Source organism: Microbacterium enclense, assembly GCA_038182865.1.
Lineage (GTDB): Bacteria > Actinomycetota > Actinomycetes > Actinomycetales > Microbacteriaceae > Microbacterium > Microbacterium enclense_B.
Window position 1 is genome coordinate 3,463,975 of record CP116226.1, and the last position, 17,104, is coordinate 3,481,078.

Annotated in this window: 17 protein-coding genes and 1 tRNA gene; 10 read left to right on the top strand and 8 right to left on the bottom strand. The window is 68.9% G+C overall.

Going from position 1 to position 17,104, the window contains the following annotated elements; all coding sequences use genetic code 11:
- Positions 1-13: 13 nt before the first annotated feature.
- The 4 genes from PIR02_16455 to rsfS are packed head-to-tail and all read left to right on the top strand — an operon-like array spanning position 14 to position 2,229.
- On the top strand, positions 14-238 hold the full coding sequence (locus PIR02_16455; GenBank protein ID WZH36336.1) for a hypothetical protein: 225 nt from the start codon (positions 14-16) through the stop codon (positions 236-238).
- Positions 239-248: 10 nt separating this feature from the next.
- Positions 249-845, top strand: coding sequence for a nicotinate-nucleotide adenylyltransferase (gene nadD / locus PIR02_16460; protein WZH36337.1), 597 nt, complete (start codon positions 249-251; stop codon positions 843-845).
- Positions 842-1,855, top strand: coding sequence for a hypothetical protein (locus tag PIR02_16465; GenBank protein WZH36338.1), 1,014 nt, complete (start codon positions 842-844; stop codon positions 1,853-1,855). Before nadD ends, PIR02_16465 begins: the two co-directional genes overlap by 4 nt.
- A complete protein-coding gene (gene rsfS / locus PIR02_16470; protein ID WZH36339.1) occupies positions 1,852-2,229 on the top strand; it encodes a ribosome silencing factor in 378 nt (125 codons plus the stop codon). The genes PIR02_16465 and rsfS overlap by 4 nt, the downstream gene beginning before the upstream one ends.
- A 142-nt stretch (positions 2,230-2,371) precedes the next feature.
- On the opposite strand, the gene PIR02_16475 is transcribed toward rsfS, so the two are convergent.
- Genes PIR02_16475 through PIR02_16485 form a run of 3 tightly spaced genes read right to left on the bottom strand, consistent with a single transcriptional unit; the run spans position 2,372 to position 5,345 of the window.
- On the bottom strand, positions 2,372-3,307 hold the full coding sequence (locus tag PIR02_16475) for a TAXI family TRAP transporter solute-binding subunit (protein WZH36340.1): 936 nt from the start codon (positions 3,305-3,307) through the stop codon (positions 2,372-2,374).
- Positions 3,304-4,692 (bottom strand): HAMP domain-containing sensor histidine kinase, encoded by a 1,389-nt coding sequence (locus PIR02_16480; GenBank protein ID WZH36341.1) that lies wholly within the window; start codon positions 4,690-4,692, stop codon positions 3,304-3,306. Before PIR02_16480 ends, PIR02_16475 begins: the two co-directional genes overlap by 4 nt.
- Positions 4,689-5,345, bottom strand: a complete 657-nt coding sequence (locus PIR02_16485) for a response regulator transcription factor (GenBank protein ID WZH36342.1) — start codon at positions 5,343-5,345, stop codon at positions 4,689-4,691. The genes PIR02_16480 and PIR02_16485 overlap by 4 nt, the downstream gene beginning before the upstream one ends.
- A 188-nt stretch (positions 5,346-5,533) precedes the next feature.
- On the opposite strand from PIR02_16485, the gene PIR02_16490 reads away from it, so the two are divergent.
- Positions 5,534-6,922: an MFS transporter gene (locus PIR02_16490; protein ID WZH36343.1), complete on the top strand. Its 1,389-nt coding sequence runs from the start codon at positions 5,534-5,536 to the stop codon at positions 6,920-6,922.
- A gap of 80 nt (positions 6,923-7,002) precedes the next feature.
- On the opposite strand, the gene PIR02_16495 is transcribed toward PIR02_16490, so the two are convergent.
- The 5 genes from PIR02_16495 to PIR02_16515 all read right to left on the bottom strand — a co-directional run bounded on the left by PIR02_16495 (position 7,003) and on the right by PIR02_16515 (position 10,509).
- Positions 7,003-7,075: transfer RNA gene (locus PIR02_16495), tRNA-Ala, on the bottom strand.
- 43 nt (positions 7,076-7,118) lie between these two features.
- Positions 7,119-8,024, bottom strand: a complete 906-nt coding sequence (locus PIR02_16500; protein WZH36344.1) for a 3-methyladenine DNA glycosylase — start codon at positions 8,022-8,024, stop codon at positions 7,119-7,121.
- The gene (locus PIR02_16505; protein ID WZH36345.1) at positions 8,021-8,731 is read right to left on the bottom strand and encodes an SOS response-associated peptidase; all 711 of its coding nucleotides are present in this window, start codon (positions 8,729-8,731) and stop codon (positions 8,021-8,023) included. The genes PIR02_16500 and PIR02_16505 overlap by 4 nt, the downstream gene beginning before the upstream one ends.
- Positions 8,732-8,791: 60 nt before the next feature.
- Positions 8,792-9,823 (bottom strand): DUF2183 domain-containing protein, encoded by a 1,032-nt coding sequence (locus tag PIR02_16510; GenBank protein ID WZH36346.1) that lies wholly within the window; start codon positions 9,821-9,823, stop codon positions 8,792-8,794.
- Positions 9,824-9,828: 5 nt separating this feature from the next.
- Complete coding sequence (locus PIR02_16515; GenBank protein WZH36347.1) at positions 9,829-10,509, bottom strand: DedA family protein; 681 nt, start codon at positions 10,507-10,509, stop codon at positions 9,829-9,831.
- Positions 10,510-10,551: 42 nt separating this feature from the next.
- On the opposite strand from PIR02_16515, the gene pabB reads away from it, so the two are divergent.
- From pabB to PIR02_16540, 5 genes are all read left to right on the top strand, one after another.
- Positions 10,552-11,799: an aminodeoxychorismate synthase component I gene (gene pabB, locus PIR02_16520; GenBank protein WZH36348.1), complete on the top strand. Its 1,248-nt coding sequence runs from the start codon at positions 10,552-10,554 to the stop codon at positions 11,797-11,799.
- 65 nt (positions 11,800-11,864) lie between these two features.
- Complete coding sequence (gene leuS, locus PIR02_16525) at positions 11,865-14,438, top strand: leucine--tRNA ligase (GenBank protein WZH36349.1); 2,574 nt, start codon at positions 11,865-11,867, stop codon at positions 14,436-14,438.
- A 289-nt stretch (positions 14,439-14,727) separates the two neighbouring features.
- Positions 14,728-15,882, top strand: a complete 1,155-nt coding sequence (locus tag PIR02_16530; GenBank protein WZH36350.1) for a histidine kinase — start codon at positions 14,728-14,730, stop codon at positions 15,880-15,882.
- Entirely contained in the window at positions 15,879-16,544 is a 666-nt protein-coding gene (locus PIR02_16535) for a response regulator transcription factor (protein ID WZH36351.1), read from the top strand. Before PIR02_16530 ends, PIR02_16535 begins: the two co-directional genes overlap by 4 nt.
- Positions 16,545-16,654: 110 nt before the next feature.
- Positions 16,655-17,023, top strand: coding sequence for an SdpI family protein (locus PIR02_16540; protein WZH36352.1), 369 nt, complete (start codon positions 16,655-16,657; stop codon positions 17,021-17,023).
- Positions 17,024-17,104: the final 81 nt, after the last annotated feature.

The window sequence follows — 17,104 nt, forward strand, 5'->3', positions numbered from 1 at the left end:
AAACGGAGCACTGATGACTTTCGCCTCACTTCTCGCCCACGCCGCCGAAGAGGCCGGCCACCACGGCGGCAACGTGCAGGCCGAGACTTTCTGGATCGGCGCTCTGGCGTTCCTGGGGTTCGTGGCGCTGAGCCTCGTGACCCTGTCCTACCGCAACGTTTCGAACCGCCACGCGCACAAGGCGGAGGCCTACACGCGCACGCACGGAAAGCCGACGCCCGAGGCGCACGGCCACTGAGGCCCACCGTATGTCGGTGACGCGCGCCCCTCGGATCGGGGTCATGGGTGGGACGTTCGATCCCATCCATCACGGTCACCTGGTCGCGGCGAGCGAGGTCGCGCAGTCGTTCGATCTCGACGAGGTCGTGTTCGTCCCGACCGGACGCCCGTGGCAGAAGGACGAGGTCACGGCGAGCGAGCATCGTTATCTGATGACGGTCATCGCCACGGCGTCCAACCCGCAGTTCACCGTCAGCAGGGTCGACATCGATCGCGACGGCCCGACCTACACGATCGACACCCTGAGAGATCTGAAGAGCCAGCGCCCGGGTGCAGAGCTGTTCTTCATCACCGGGGCCGACGCCGTGGCGCAGATTCTGAGCTGGCGCAACCACCAGGAGCTCTGGGACCTGGCGCACTTCGTCGCCGTCTCGCGCCCGGGCCACGTGCTGACGACCGAGGGGCTGCCCACCGAGGACGTCAGCCAGCTCGAGATCCCCGCCCTGGCGATCTCATCCACCGACTGCCGCGCCCGCGTGCGCCGAGGACACCCCGTGTGGTACCTCGTGCCCGACGGTGTCGTGCAGTACATCGCGAAGCACCACCTCTACCGGAGTAACGCATGAGCACTTCCGAGAACAACGGCACCCCGCCGCTGACGCGGCGCCAGCTGCGCGAGATCCGTAACACCGGCGCGACACCGATCATCCCGGTGCCCCCGCTGGAGCCCGCCGCCGAGACGACTCCCGAGGAGCCGGCGCAGAAGGTCGAGCCCGCCGTCGAGCCGTCTCGCGAGGCGAGTCCGGCCCCCGCAGAAGACGGTGCCGCCACGCCGATCGCTCCGGCGGAGCCGACCCAGCCCCGCACCACACCGGATCCCGCGGTGATCGGCTTCGAGACGCCGCTGGCCGACGAGGGGTCCGCATACGCCCCGGCCGGGCTCACCCGACGCCAGGTGCGGGCACAGGAGAAGATCCGCACCGCCTCCGTCCCGGTGATCTCTCCCGACCTGACGCCGGCCGCTCCGCGCCAGAGCGTCGACGCGCCCTCGGACGCCCTCCCCGCGATCTTCCGTCCCGCCGCGGCGGAGGAGGCCGAGGGGGCGGAACCCGCGACCCCTCCCGCCGTCTCCTCGACCGTGAACCCCGACCTCGGGTCCGACCTCCTGAGTGGGGCGGCACCCGATGTGTCGCTACCCCCGTCGTTCGACCAGCTCATCGCGCGCAGCGGTGCGGCTACAGGCTCCGTCTCGACGCCGAACGCCCTCATCCTGTCGGAGACACCGATCGGAGGCCCTCTCGTGGCTCCCGTCACCGCGACGGGGGAGGTCATGATCACCGGCACCTTCGAGTTGCCGCAGGGCCTCGGATCCGTGGGACACGCCCCCGGAACGACCGACGGGAGAGAAGCGGATGCCGTCCTCCTCGACGGAGAACTCCCCGCCGCCTCGTCTCCCACCCCCATCGCCGCCAGCGCGGCGATCAGCACCGTCAAGCAGCCGGGCGACATCATTCGCCCCCCGGCTCCCGAGAAGGGCAGCAAGCTCGTCATCGGCCTCATCATCACCACCGGCGCTCTGGCGATCGCCGTGGCGGTGGCTCTCGCCATCGCCGTCACGACAGGAGTATTCGGATGACCGCGACCGCGAACGGGCGGGAGATGGCGCAGATCGCCGCTCTCGCCGCCGACAGCAAGTCGGGCGAAGACCTCGTCGCCCTCGACGTCTCCGAGCCACTGCCGCTCGTCGACATCTTCCTCCTCGTGACAGGACGCAACGAGCGCAACGTCGCGGCAATCGCAGACGAGGTCGAGGAGAAGCTTCTCGAAGCGGGTCACAAGCGGCTTCGTCGCGAGGGCCGACAGGAGTCGCGCTGGGTGCTGCTCGACTTCGGTGACCTGGTCGTGCACGTGTTCCACGAAGAGGAGCGCATGTACTACGGCCTGGAGCGGCTCTGGAAGGACTGCCCCGTCGTCCCGCTCGAGTTGCCCACTCCGGCGACCGCGGACTGACCGATGAACGATGCTGCCCCGTGCCCAGAGGCGCGGGGCAGCATCGTTTGCTGCAGGCGTCCGACCCGATGCCTCAGCGACCCCGGGACCCGCGCGAAGGTTCTCGGTCACCTTTCGGAAAGCCCGCCGAGAGACGGGATCGTCATCCGTACCGTTCGCGATAGCGCTTCTCCGCCGCAGGATGCAGGGCGATCGGGAGCGTGTCGATGAGGCTCGCCGGTGTCAGGTACTGGATGCCGAGAGCCCCGGGCGGCACGAGGTCGGCGGCGTCGTCGATGAGCACGTCGACGAGCCGCTGGACGATCGCGTCGTCGAGGGTCGGGCGTGAGAGCAGGAGATTCGCCACGCCGATCGCGGGAACCGCGGCTGCCGCGCCGTACACACCCGCCGGGATCGAGGTGGCGACGTACGCATCGGGGGAGCGGCGGCGCAGTTCGGGAAGCACGGACGTGGTGTCGAGCACCACGATGGGGCATCGAGTCGCCAGATCGGCGATCTGCGGGGTCGGTATTCCCCCCGACCAGAACAACGCATCGATGCGGCTCTCCTCGAGGTCGGTGACGGCCTCCCGGAAGGGCCGTTCGACCGTGAGAGGAGCCGTTTCACCGGAACCGAATCCTGCGGCATCCAGAACCCGACGAGCGGTCCCCGCGGCACCGGAGCCAGGAGCACCGAGGGACACGACGCGCCCCGCGAGATCGGCGAGCGACCGCGGGCCATCCTCTGAGCGCACGATGCACTGCAGGTAGTTCTGGTACACCCGACCGACGGCGACGAACTCCGCACGCGCGGGGGAGGCCGCGACGGCGTCTGCCAGGGACAGAGCAAGATCGATCCGCTCGTCGTTCAGGAGGGAGAGGTTGTCGACGCTCCCTTGCGTCTCGAGCGCCGAGATCTGCACGCCGCCGCGGACCCGCGAGACGTTCGCCAGAAGGTCGCCGAACTGCAGATAGCTCCCGCCGGCCTCACCGCACCCGAGCGTCACCGACGACGGCGCGGTGGGGGAGCACCCCGTCAGCCCGAACGCGGCGACGGTGAGCCCGGCACCCAGAAACCCTCGGCGAGTGATGCCGGTCACGATCGTTCCCAGACGAGCCGGGCCCGCAGACCGCCGAGCGACGACCGGCCGAGTTCCAGACGCCCCTCCGCCGCCCGCATCAGCTCGGCGACGATCGCCAGTCCGAGTCCTGTCCCACCCTGCGTCGCGTCGCGCCCGGCCCGCCAGAACCGCGTGCCCATGCGAATGAGATCTCCATCGGCGAGACCCGACCCCGAATCTTCCACCGTCAACGCTGGGCCCCCGGCATCCGGGGTCAGAGCGACACGCACCGTGGCCCCCGTACCCGCGTACTTGACGGCGTTGTCGAGCAGGACGTCGACCATCTCGTCGAGGTCCACTCGCCCGCAGGGCACCGCCACCGCCGGACCACGGACGACCTCGAGACGCACGTCGGCCGCGTCGAGGAGGGGGCGATGCCGCGCAACGAGATCGGCGGCGGAGACGACACACTCGCGATCTGCTCCTTCCGCTCGGGCGTCATCACGCCCCTGAATGTGCGCCGCGGCGCGGTGCTCGGCGTCGGCCAGCGTGAGCATGCGCTCGACCGTGTGCTCGAGTCTGTCGAGGTCTCCGTCGACGGCGGCGAGATCGTCGCCGGCCTCGCCCTCGCGCGGGAGTCCGTCAACGCGCAGCCGAATGGCCGCAAGAGGTGTGCGCAGCTGATGGGAGGCGTCGGCGACGAAGCCGCGCTGCCGCTCGAGGCTGTTCTCGACCTCGTCCGCCATGGTCGCGAACGCGCGGCTCAACCGGCGGAGCTCGGGCGGGCCCGAGGGACGCAGCGGTGCCGGGTCGCGGTGGGCGGTCACGTCGGCGACGGCGGCGTCGAGAGCGCGGACGGGACGGAGGACCCACCTGGTCCACAGCAGCGAAGCCACCATCAGCGCGGTGAGCAAGAGGACCCCCATGGCCGCGATGAGCGTCCAGGCACGGGTCACGTCGGCCTGCGCGTCGCGCAGATCGACCGACAGCACCACCACGCCGGTCGAGAGGTCTCCGGCCGCGATCACGGGCACGGCCACGAGCGCGGAGGCATCCGCCCACGGAGTGACCCGCGGCAGGGTGAGCTGTGGGATCGCCCGCGACGCCGCCGTGGCGACCTCGTCGACGCGCGCATCCCGGTCGAGGTCTCCCGCGGCAGCGACGACCTCGCCACTCTCGTCGATCACCAGCACCGATTCGGTATAGACGGCGTGGAAACGCTCGAGGTAGGCCTGCAGGCTCTCCGTGTCGCCCTGAACGAGGGCCGTGCGTGCACGCTGCACCACCTGGTCGAGCGCGGCCGTGCGCTGCAGGGCGAGCTGCTGCGTACGCGAGTCGGCGATGGACTGGGCGATCGGGATCAACACCGCGATCACGGCGATGAGTCCGAAGACGAGCAGGGGGAGGAGGACGCGCAGCTTCACCCGGCGACCTCGAGACGGTAGCCGAACCCGCGGATGGTTGTGATGGTCAGCTCCGGCAGCTTCTGGCGCACCTGACCGAGGTGCACGTCGAACGAACGCGACGAGGTCGCGTACGCGTCACCCCACACCTCGTCGAGCACACGCTGCCGGCTGACCGCCTGTCCCGCCCGCCGCGCGAGCGCGACGAGGATGCCGAACTCATTCGGGGTGAGTGCGACCTCGCGGTGGCCGGCGATCACGCGGCGGGCGTCGACGTCGATGTCGACGTCACCGACCTCGACCCGCGTCGGCTCATCGGGCGGGCTGTAGCGACGTGTGACGGCCACCAGCCGGGCGAGGAGCTCGTGCAGCCGCACCGGCTTGACGAGATAGTCGTCGGCGCCCGCCGACAGCGCCCGGACGGTCGAGCGCTCGTCGCCCCGGGCGGTCACGACGATCACGGGAATCGGGCTCACCGCTCGCAGCTGACGCAGCGCGTCGAGGCCGTCCATGTCTTCCAGGCCGAGATCGAGCAGAACCACCTGGGCGTCTCGGTGGCGCAGCAGCACGTCGCTGCCGCGCGCGACGCGCGTGCACGAATGGCCGGCGCGCTGCAGCGCCGCCACGAGAGCTGCGGCGACAGAGCCGTCGTCCTCGGCCACGAGTACGTGCATGGCTTCATCGTAAGGAAGACGGGCGCCGTGCTCGCGCAGCCGGTCCGACGAATGTAAGGCGGATGTAAGGATCTCGGATGCCGCCGGGCGATCGCTTCACCATGGAGGGACATACGCCTCGCCGCCGCCGCCGGGACCGTCCGACGGCACGCGAGACGAGAACCGTCCATCGACCGATCGGATCTCTCATGTCAACGACGACATCCGCCACTCCGGCGACCACCACGACGATTCCCACGAGCCTTCGGCGCTCGATCTCGAACACGCTGAAGGGCTCGGCGGGCAACCTCGTCGAGTGGTACGACGTGTACGTCTACTCGGTCTTCGCGGTGTACTTCGAATCGCAGTTCTTCAGTTCAGACGACAAGAACTCCACGATCTACGTGTGGGCGATCTTCGCCGTCACCTTCCTCATGCGTCCGATCGGGTCATGGTTCTTCGGGCGCTTCGCCGACCGACACGGGCGTCGGTTGTCGCTGACGGTGTCGGTCTCGCTGATGGCGTTCTGCTCCCTCGTCATCGCTCTGGCCCCGACCGCGGAGGCCATCGGCGCCGGTGCCGTGGTCATCCTCGTGTTCGCGCGTCTCGTCCAGGGGTTCGCGACCGGAGGCGAGTACGGCACGAGCGCCACGTACATGTCCGAGGCGGCGATGCCCGGTCGCCGCGGGTTCCTCTCGTCGTTCCACTACGTCACCCTCGTCGGCGGCCACGTGCTGGCGCAGACGACACTGCTCGTGATGGTGCTGACTCTCGACGAAGAGGCCATCTCGTCGTGGGGCTGGCGTGTCGCCTTCGCGATCGGCGGCGTGGCGGCCGTCGCGGTGTTCTGGATGCGGCGCACCATGGACGAGTCGCTCGAGAAGAGCGTCATCGCCGACACCAAATCGGGTCGCTCGAAGGACTCGGGCTCGTTGCGCGACCTGTTCGTGAACAACTGGCGTCCGCTGCTGCTGTGCTTCGCCGTCACCGCCGGCGGCACGGTCGCGTTCTACACCTACTCGGTCACCGGCCCGAACATCGTCAAGACCGCGTTCTCCGGCGGCGATGTCGTCGCCGGCACGATCATCAACCTCGTCGCCCTCACCGCGCTCATGCTCATGCAGCCCCTGGGCGGCTGGCTGTCGGACAAGGTCGGTCGGAAGACGCTCCTGGTGTTCTTCGGCGTCGGCGGCGTGATCTACACCTGGTTCCTCATCACCGTGCTCCCGCAGCAGACCAACGAATTCGCGGCCTTCGCGATCCTCGTCGGTGGTTTCGTCATCCTCACCGGGTACACCTCGATCAACGCCCTGGTGAAGGCGCAGCTGTTCCCCACCCACGTGCGCGCCCTCGGTGTCGGACTCGGCTACGCCTTGGCCAACTCCCTCTTCGGGGGAACCGCCCCGCTGCTCTACGCGGGAGCGCAGACCACGCAGCAGGTGCCCCTGTTCATCGTCTACGTGACCGTGATCATCGCCGCCTCGCTCGCGGTGTACATCTTCGCTCTGCGCAACAAGGCGCCGAACTGGCTCGACGACGAGCTCGTCATGCGTGAGGCCCAGCAGGAGCGGTCCCACAAGGCGGCGTCGCCGCGCTGAGCCGACCCCGGCGCCGTCGCCGCGGCTTCACACGGAGACGAAGAAAGCCCCCGCCGAGGCGGGGGCTTTCTTTCGTGAGGTGGACCTGAGGGGACTCGAACCCCTGACCCCCTGCATGCCATGCAGGTGCGCTACCAGCTGCGCCACAGGCCCGTTTTTTGTTTTCCGCCCCTTTCGAGGCAACTCCATGAGCTTACTACACGGGATCACGACGCAAGAAATCGGCCCGACCGGGCGTGTCGTCATCCGCACCGACGGCGATCAGAACGGCGCGCCGCAGAACCTGAGCTCGCTCGCTGAGAGCGCGCTGGCGAGCCACGTAGGTTGCTTTGCCGTCGGGCGTCTCCACCGCCACGGGGGAGTACCCCCACCCGCTCAGGTCGTAGGGGGACGCCTCCATGTCGAGGGTGCGGATGTCACGCGCAAGCTCGAACGCCTCGAGCAGCAACGAACCGGGAACGAGGGGTCCGAGTTTGACCGCCCATTTGTACACGTCCATCCCGGCGTGCAGACAACCCGGCTGCTCGGTGGCGCTCTGTGTGTCCCGCGACAGCGACTGCCGGTTGCGAGGCACCGCGTCGGGGGCGAAGAACCGGAAGGCATCGAAGTGCGTGCACCGGAGGTCGTGCGTCTCGACGACGGCATCGGTTCCCGCACGTCCGAGGCGCAGAGGCACGGAATGACGGACCTCATCGACGCGGTAGGCCATGGCCCACTCGTGCAGCCCGAAGCACCCGAACTGCGCGGGCCGGTGCAGCGTCGCGCGCAGGAGGTTCGTGATGCCGCGGTACAGCGACCCGCGCTCTGCGCGGAAGGCCTCGGCATCCACTCGCACGCCGTCGGCAGCGCCGCGGTACCAGCGCCACCGCGCGCGCTCGTCGGCGTCCTCGAGGATGACGCCCGGGCCCGGATGCCACCGCCTCAGGATCGCCGGCTTGTAGGAGTAGTAGGTGAAGAGGAAGTCCTCGACGGGGTGCTTCTCGGCGCGACCGGCGCGTTCGCGGTGCGCCGCGGTCAGGGCGTCTGCGCGCGCCGCATGCGCGGCCGCTGCCGCGCTCCACTCGGCCCGCGACAGCGTCGGTGTGTCGGTGACGGTGCTCACTCGACGGGCTCGATGAGGGCGGACGAGTCGTTGCGCACGTTCCCCACCGCCGACGAAACGACATGGTCGTCGAGGGTCTCGGCGACGTCGGGGGCCGCATCGATCGCGGCGTCGAGGATGTCACCGACGTTCTCGGTGGTCGGGTCGAGCCACGCATCGGCGAAATCGGGGTCCATGAACAACGGCATCCGGTCGTGGATCGAACCGAGTCGGCCGATGGAGTCGCGCGTCAGGATCGTGCAGCTCAGCACCCACCGCGCGGGGTCGTCGTCGGCGCGCGCCGGGTCTTTCCACCACTCGTACAGACCCGCGAAGAACAGGGGGGAGCCGTCGGCGGGGTGGATGTAGTGCGGCGTCTTGCCCTCGTCGGTCGTCTTCCACTCGTAATACCCGGATGCCGGGATCACCGCGCGTCGTTTGATGAGCGCATTGCGGAACATCGGCTTGTCTTCGACCTCCTCAGAGCGCGCGTTGAAGGCTCGCGCCCCGACCTTGACGTCTTTCGCCCACCCGGGCACGAGTCCCCACCGGGCGACCTCGAGGCGACGCACGGGGGGTTCGGTCTTCACGGAGTCGAGCACGATCGCCACGGACGACGTCGGTGCGATGTTGTACGACGGCGAGGGGAGTTCATCGCTCTCGACGTCGACACGGAGAACGCCCACGAGTTCCGAGGCCACATTGGCCACGACGAATCGACCGCACATGCCTCCACCGTACGCGCCCCCTCCGACATCGGCCGTGGCAGCGCCGGACAGCGTCCCGCCTCAGGCGTCGGTCGAGATGACCCCGACACTCTCGAGGCGATCGAGGAGCGCGGCCCCGTCGGATCCGGTGACCCAGGGCACCTCGGCCGCGGAATGGTCATCGACGACCGTGCGCCCACCGGCCAGGACGGCTTCGGCGGGCAGGAGCCGACGGATGGCGACTGCCGCGACGCTCTGCGGGTGCTCGATCGCGAACTGTGTGTAGATCGCGTCGTCGTGCTGACCGTCGTCGCCGACGAGCAGCCACTTGACGTCGGGGAACTCGCTCGCGATGCGACGGAGGTTCTGCTCCTTGTGATCGCGACCGCTGCGGAACCATCGGTCGTGCGTCGGGCCCCAGTCGGTGAGCAGGAACGACCCCGCCGGGAACAGATGCCGGCGCATGAAGCGAGTCAGCGTCGGAGCCACGTTCCACGCGCCGGTGGAGAGGTAGATGACGGGCGTGCCGGGGTGCTCGCGCGTCAGCCTCTCGAGCATCACGGCCATACCGGGAACGGGCTGGCGGGCGTGCTCGTCCAGGACGAACGAGTTCCAGGCGGCGAGGAAGGGGCGGGGGAGGGCCGTCACCATGACGGTGTCGTCGATGTCGCTCACCACGCCGAATCGGACATCGGAGCCGACGATGAAAACCCGGGTCTCCGCGGGTTCGCTGCCCTCCACCGACATCGTGATCGTCTGCCAGCCCGGCGGCAGCGACGCCGGAAGGCGTGCGTCGATCACGCCGCCGCGATCGGCCGAGACGTGATGGGTGACTCCGTCGATGACGACGCTGACCCGCGCCATTCCCACCGGGACGGCCGCGAAACTCCGCCACCCGCGCAGGCTTGCGAACTCGCCCGTCGACGTCCGCTTGATCGGCGGCGCGATCAGGACGCGGCCCAGGACGCGGACCCACTCCTCCGTGCCGTACCCCGGAAACCCCGTCACAGCGGGACGCAGACCACGGGCGCGGGCACGCCGTTCGCGCCACCGATGAAAACGGCGCTCCAGTCGGGCGAACCAGAGCACTTTGGCGCGAGGAGAGCGAGGCATCCGGGCTAGTCTTTCACGTCACCGTCCGCGGGTTCGAGGGGGTGGACGTCGTCGGCGAGATGCCGTCGCTCGGCACGTTCGATGAGCTTCTTGCCCACGAACACCAGCACGAGGAACACGACGAGGATGCCGACGAAGATGTAGCCGGCGTAGTGGATGCGGTCGGAAAGCTCGCGATAGGTGCCGGCCGCGGTCGCCGCCACCGAGACGTACAGAGTCGACCACAGCACGCAGGCCGGGGCCGTCCACGCCAGGAACCGGCGGTAGCTGTATCCGCTCATCCCGACCGTGAGCGGCACCAGCGAATGCAGGACGGGCAGGAAGCGCGAGAGGAAGATCGCGGGCCCGCCCCGGCGCCGGAGGTACCGGTCGGCCCGCTCCCAGTTACGCTCACCGAGCTTCTGACCGAGACGCGACGCCCGGATCCGCGGGCCGAAGTAATGCCCCAGCCAGAAGCCACCGCTCTCACCGAGAAGGGCCCCCACGACGACCGCGGCGCCCAGGATGACGCCCTCCAGCGGCGAGGCGATCGCCGTCCCCGCGACGATCACCATCGTGTCGCCCGGGACGATGAGACCGACCAGGACACTGGTCTCGAGCATCACCGCGATGCCCGCGAGGATCGTGCGCAGCACGGGGTCGACGTTCTGCACGACGTCGAGCAGCCACGTGAGGATCTCGTTCACCTCCGTCACTCTAGGGGCGCGGACGCGGCCTAGCCTGAGAGCGTGCCGCGTTCCGTGCCCCCACTCGCCCTCCCGCGATGGGTCGACCCCGAGGCGGTGTTCACGAGCCTGTGGGCGAGGCACCCCTCGGCGTTCTGGCTCGACGGTGGTCCCGACGCCGCAACGGGCTGGAGCTGGATGGGAGCCGGGCACCCCGACCACGAATCCGCCCCGCTCGTCCATGAGGCGGGGCACGCGTCGCACGACCACGCGGGCGCCTTCCACGGCGGGTGGGTCGGCTGGGTCTCATACGAGGGGGAGGCCACGTGGATCCGCGTCGATGCCGCGCTGGCCTTCGATCACGACACACACCGCGTGTGGGCGGTGGGGACGGATGCCGCAGCCCTCGCCGACCTCGCCGTGCGGGCGCTGGACGCCTCGACACCGCGCCCCGTCGCCCCGGCCGAGCCCGGAGGGGTGGCATCCGGGCGTCATGAACCGGAGGAGTACGCCGGTCTCATCGCGGCCTGCCGGGAGCACATCCGGCAGGGCGACGCTTATCAGCTCTGCCTCACCACGCGCTTCACGGTGGCCGGGGTCTTCGACGCGCTCACGACTTTCCGCCGGCTACGGAGCACGTCGGCATCGCACCACGGTGGCTTCATCCGCGTCGGCGAGACCGCACTGGTGAGCGCTTCCCCCGAGCGGTTCCTCGAGGTGCGCGACGGAACCGTGCATACTCACCCCATCAAAGGCACCCGTCCGCGCGCCACGGACGCGGAGCGTGACACCGCACTGACCGAGGAATTGCGGACGGATGCCAAGGAGCGCGCCGAGAACGTCATGATCGTCGACCTGATGCGCAACGACCTCTCCCGGGTGTGCGAGCCGTCGAGCGTCGGCGTGGATCGCCTCCTCGAGGTCGAGACGTATCCGCACGTGCATCAGCTCGTCAGCGAGGTCTCGGGGAGGCTTCTGCCCGGGACCACGATCGGCGGGCTGCTCGCGGCCGCCTTTCCCGCCGGGAGTATGACGGGTGCGCCCAAGGCTTCCGCGATGCAGATCCTCGCCCGCCTCGAGGGGGCTCCCCGCGGGATCTACTCCGGTGCGTTCGGCTGGGTCGGCGACGACGGGTCCGCGGACCTCGCGATGATCATCCGCAGCATCGTCGTGGAAGCGGATACCGCCTTCGTCGGCGCGGGCGGAGGCATCACGTGGCGCTCGGTCGCGGCATCCGAGGTGCGTGAGGTGGGCATCAAGGCCCGAGCGCCCCTCGCGGCGCTCGGCGCGGACGTCCCTCCGGGATGGTGACGGGCACGGTCCGATAGCCTGGACGTTGGCCCCGCGGCCTCCCGACCTCACGATTGGCTTCACCCGTGTCTGAGAACACCACACCTGTGCCCGGCGAGGGCGCTTTCGACGCCCACGCGATCCAGGCGAAGTGGCAGCGTGCGTGGGCGGACAAGGATCCGTTCCGCGCCGGTGGCGACGACGACAAGCGCCCGCGCAAATACGTGCTCGCGATGTTCCCGTATCCCTCGGGGGATCTGCACATGGGGCACGCCGAGAACTACCTCTACTCCGACATCGTGGCGCGGTTCTGGCGCCACCGCGGCTACAACGTGCTGAACCCCATCGGCTGGGATTCCTTCGGCCTGCCCGCCGAGAACGCGGCCATCAAGCGTGGCGCGGACCCCGTCGAGTGGACGTACGCGAACATCGCCCAGCAGAAGGAGAGCCTGAAGGATTACGGCGTCTCGTTCGACTGGAGCCGGGTACTGCACACCAGCGACCCCGAGTACTACCGCTGGAACCAGTGGCTGTTCCAGAAGCTGTACGAGAAGGGTCTGGCGTACCGCAAGGATGCGCTCGTCAACTGGGACCCGGTGGATCAGACCGTGCTCGCCAACGAGCAGGTGCTCCCCGACGGAACGAGCGAGCGCAGTGGCGCCGTCGTGGTCAAGAAGAAGCTGACGCAGTGGTTCCTCCGGATCACCGACTACGCGGACCGTCTGCTCGACGACCTGAACCAGCTCGAGGGCTTCTGGCCGAGCAAGGTCATCCAGATGCAGCGCAACTGGATCGGCCGCTCCGTCGGTGCCGACATCTCCTTCGAGATCGAGGGTCGCGACGAGAAGATCACGGTCTTCTCCACCCGTCCCGACACCCTGCACGGGGCGACGTTCTTCGTCGTGGCGCCCGAATCCGACCTCGCGGCCGAGCTCGCGGCATCCGCTGATCAGGGTGTGCGCGAGACGTTCGAGGCCTACCTCGCCCAGGTGCAGCGCTCGACCGACATCGAGCGTCAGGCCACCGACCGCCCGAAGACCGGCGTGTTCCTCGGTCACTACGCGATCAACCCGATCAACGACGAGAAGCTGCCGATCTGGGCGGCCGACTACGTGCTCGCCGACTACGGTCACGGCGCGGTCATGGCCGTACCCGCGCACGACCAGCGCGACCTCGACTTCGCCCGCGCCTTCGACCTCCCGGTCAAGGTCGTCGTCGACACGCAGGCTCCGGTGACCGGCGCGATCCCCGTGATCGAACTCGACGACGAAGGCGTGCCGATCGACCCGCTGGGCGACGTCGAGGAGACCGACCCGGTGAAGACCGGGATCGCGCTCACCGGTGACGGTCGCATGATCAATTCCGGCTCGCTCAACGGGCTGTCCAAGCGCAATGCGATCACCCGCATGATCGAGGAGCTCGAGGCCAAGGGCGTCGGCCGCGCGGCGAAGACCTATCGCCTCCGCGACTGGCTCATCTCGCGCCAGCGCTACTGGGGCACGCCGATTCCGATGCTCCACGGGGAGGACGGCTCGGTCACTCCCGTCCCCGCCGACCAGCTGCCGGTCGTGCTGCCCTCGGTCGAGGGGCTCGACCTCAAGCCCAAGGGCACGTCGCCGCTCGGCGCGGCCACCGAATGGGTGCACGTCACCGACCCCGAGACGGGTCAGACGCTGCTGCGCGACCCCGACACGATGGACACCTTCGTCGACAGCTCGTGGTACTACCTGCGCTTCCTGTCGCCGAACAGCGACACCGAGGCCTTCTCGGGCCGCGAGGCGTCGAAGTGGGGCCCGGTCGACTTCTACATCGGCGGCGTGGAGCACGCGATCCTGCACCTGCTCTACGCGCGCTTCATCACCAAGGCGCTGTTCGACATGGGTCTGGTGGAGTTCACCGAGCCGTTCTCGAGCCTCATCAACCAGGGCATGGTGATCCTCGACGGCGCGAAGATGTCGAAGAGCAAGGGCAACCTCGTGCTCTTCCAGGAAGAGCTCGACGCCCACGGCGCAGACGCGCTGCGCGTGGCTCTCGCCTTCGCCGGCCCTGTGGAAGACGACAAGGACTGGAACGACGTCTCCACCACCGGTGCGGCGAAGTTCCTCGCTCGCGCCCTGCGCATCGCGCACGACGTGGACAGCGAGAAGGACGTCGTGTGGGCCGAGGGCGACCAGGCCCTGCGCCGCGTGACGCATCGTCTGCTCGCCGAGGCACCGAACCTCGTCGAGCAGACGAAGTTCAACGTCGTCGTCGCGCGCCTCATGGAGCTCGTCAACGCCACCCGCAAGGCGATCGACGGCAAGGCCGGCGCAACCGACCCCGCCGTCCGCGAAGCCGCCGAGGTCATCGCCATGACTCTCGACCTGTTCGCCCCGCACACCGCGGAAGAGATGTGGCAGACCCTCGGGTACGAGGGCTTCGTCGGACTCGCGACCTGGCGTCAGGCCGACCCGACGCTGCTCGTCGAAGACAACGTGGTGGCCGTCGTGCAGATCGACGGCAAGGTGCGCGGCACCCTCGAGGTCTCGGCCAAGATCGGCGGCGACGAGCTCGAGAAGCTCGCTCGCGCGGACGAAAAGGTTCGACGGGCACTGGGCGAGCGAGAGATCGTGCGCGCGGTCGTGCGTCCGCCGAAGGTGGTCAGCTTCTCGACCAAGTGACGACCTTGGATGCCACGTCCCCGACGCTCCTGCGAGCGGATGGGGGCGTGGCATCCGGCGTTCTCAGGCCACGGAGTACGCGGATCCGTCGGATCTGCGCGCGGCGAGACCTTGGTGGATGCGGGCGCGTTGAAGGCCCGCGACGTCGTCGGTCACTTCGGTGAGCCGCGCGTTGATCTCGGCCTCGGAGACGGTGTCGCCGGCCGCGAGGACGCGGGTCGCCCGGTGCTCGAAGAGCGCTCGTCGGTCGGCGGCGCGCGCGGGGACCCCTCAGTAGACTTCCCCGCACATGGTCGAGACGCGCACCCCCTTCTCTCGCTGGCAGCGGGCGCTCGTCGATGGTGCGCTGGCTGTGGCCGCGGTCCTCCCCGGGCTTATCGGCGCAGGCGGAGAACGACCCACATCGGCCCTTCTCGTCGTCGTCGCGGTGATCTTGTGCGCGCGGCGGCGGATGCCGTGGGCGATCCTTGTCCTCGTCTCGGTCCTCGCATCGACCGCCGACGGTCGCGCGTTCACGCTGGCGCTCTGCCTTTCGGTCTACACGGTTGCCGTGCGGGTGCCCACGGGACGGGCGGGGCTGGGCTACCTCCTCGCCGTCGGGATACCGCTGCTCGGAACGACAATGAAGGTCGCCCTGGGTCTCGCCGCTCCCGCCGTCGGTGGTTTCAACGCCGCTGTCGGAATAGGCACGAGCCTCGTCGACCCCTACGTCGTGGTCGCGTGCGCCGGCGGGATCGTCGTGCGCAACGTCGTCGAGCGGCGCCGGGCGCAGGAAGCCCTTCTGCAGGAGAGGATCGACAGTGCTCGCGCGATGGAACGCACCAGAATCACCGCCGAGATGCACGATGTCGTCGGACACGCGCTGACCGTGATGGTGTCGCTGGCCAACGGTGCTCGCTCGGCGTGGGACACCGACCCGGAACGCTCGCGTCAGGCATTGACCCACCTGGGCGAGGTCGGAGCCACCGCCCTCGACGACATGCAACGGACCCTCCGCGTACTTCGCGACTCCGACCACCAGCTCGACGATGCGCTCCACGACTCCGGGTCCGACCTCCCCGCCATCGCACGCATGGTCGAGGTCTTCCATGCCGCGGGGATGCCCGTGCGCCTGCACCCACGTGGCGATGACCTCCCCGACAGCGCGATGCTGAACGCGGCGATTCACCGCATTGTGCAGGAATGCCTGACCAACGCCCTGCGCTACGCGCAGGGGGCCACCCGCGTCGACGTCACCATCGAGTGCTCCGCCCGGACGGGCACCGTCACGATCGACATCGACGATGATGGCCTTCTCACCAGCGTTCCGAGCCTCGGAACAGGTCGCGGTCTCATCGGTGTCTCCGAGCGAGCCGCCTCGTTCGGAGGGAGCTGCACCTACGGCCCGCGGACGCCGCGTGGGTGGGCGGTACGCACGACACTGCGAACGGAGAAGCCGCGATGATCGACGTCCTCATCGTCGACGACCAGGCACTTGCACGACTCGGAAACTCGCTCGTGGTCGACAGCGCGGCAGATCTTCGCGTCGTCGGAGAAGCGTCGACCGGAGAAGAGGGGATCGCCCTCGCACAGACCTTGCAACCCGACGTCGTCCTCATGGACGTCCGGATGCCGGGGATGGGGGGCATCAGCGCCACTCACGCCATCACCTCGGCCAGCCCGACGACACGGATCGTCGTCCTCACCTCGTTCGACCTCGACAAGTACGCATTCGGAGCTCTCGAGTCGGGGGCCAGCGCGTTCCTCTTGAAGAGCACCGCCCCCGAACGCGTGATCGACGCCATCCGCACCGTTCATCGGGGAGACGCGGTGGTCGAGCCCCGCATCACTCAGAAGCTGATCGATCGTGCTCTGAGATCTGACGACGAACGGACCGCTTCTCGCCGGACCGGCATGTCCGCGGAGCTCTCCGTCCTCAGCCCGCGCGAGCAGGACGTGTTCCTGGCGATGGCGACCGGCATGACGAACGCGGAGATCAGCGAACGGCTGTTCCTGTCACCGGCAACCGTGAAGAGCCACATCAACAAGATCTTCAGCAAACTGAAGCTCCGCGACCGCGTCCATGCCGTCATCCTCGCGCACCGCCTGAACATCACGGGGTCATGAGCCGCGGCTTCCCGGCATGAATTCAACCCGTGGTTGGTGGTCGCCGTTTCCAGCACGGCAGTACGTTCCTCACAGAAGAGTCGCCGTCGGCCGTAAGGGATGAAGAGATCATGGGGATCGTTGCCGCCTCCGTTTTGGTGCTGGTGGCCGGGCTGCTCGCGCTCTGGTGGGCTCGCGCGTCCCTGCGCGGCACGCTGCCGCGGAACTGGCTCCTCGGTTACCGGACGCCCTTGACGCTCTCCGACAAAGACGCCTGGACGACGGTCAACCGCGCTCCAGCCCCCTTTGCGTTGACGGGAGGTATCGGCGCAGGCATCGCCGCGCTCGCGGCCCTCGTGCTCGCTCTCTTCGGAGCTGGCGCCATTGCGCCGGCCTTCCTCGGGGTGGGGATGGCCTGGCTTCTGCTGTGGACGATTCTGGGGATCATCCCGGCACATCGGGCGGCACGGCGCTACCGGCTGCGACGCACGTCCGTGTGACGGCTCCTTCCTCCCCACAGCACTCGCCGCGGGATCCGTCCACGGTTGGCGACTGCGCGCCCACGAGGGTGTGATGTGCCT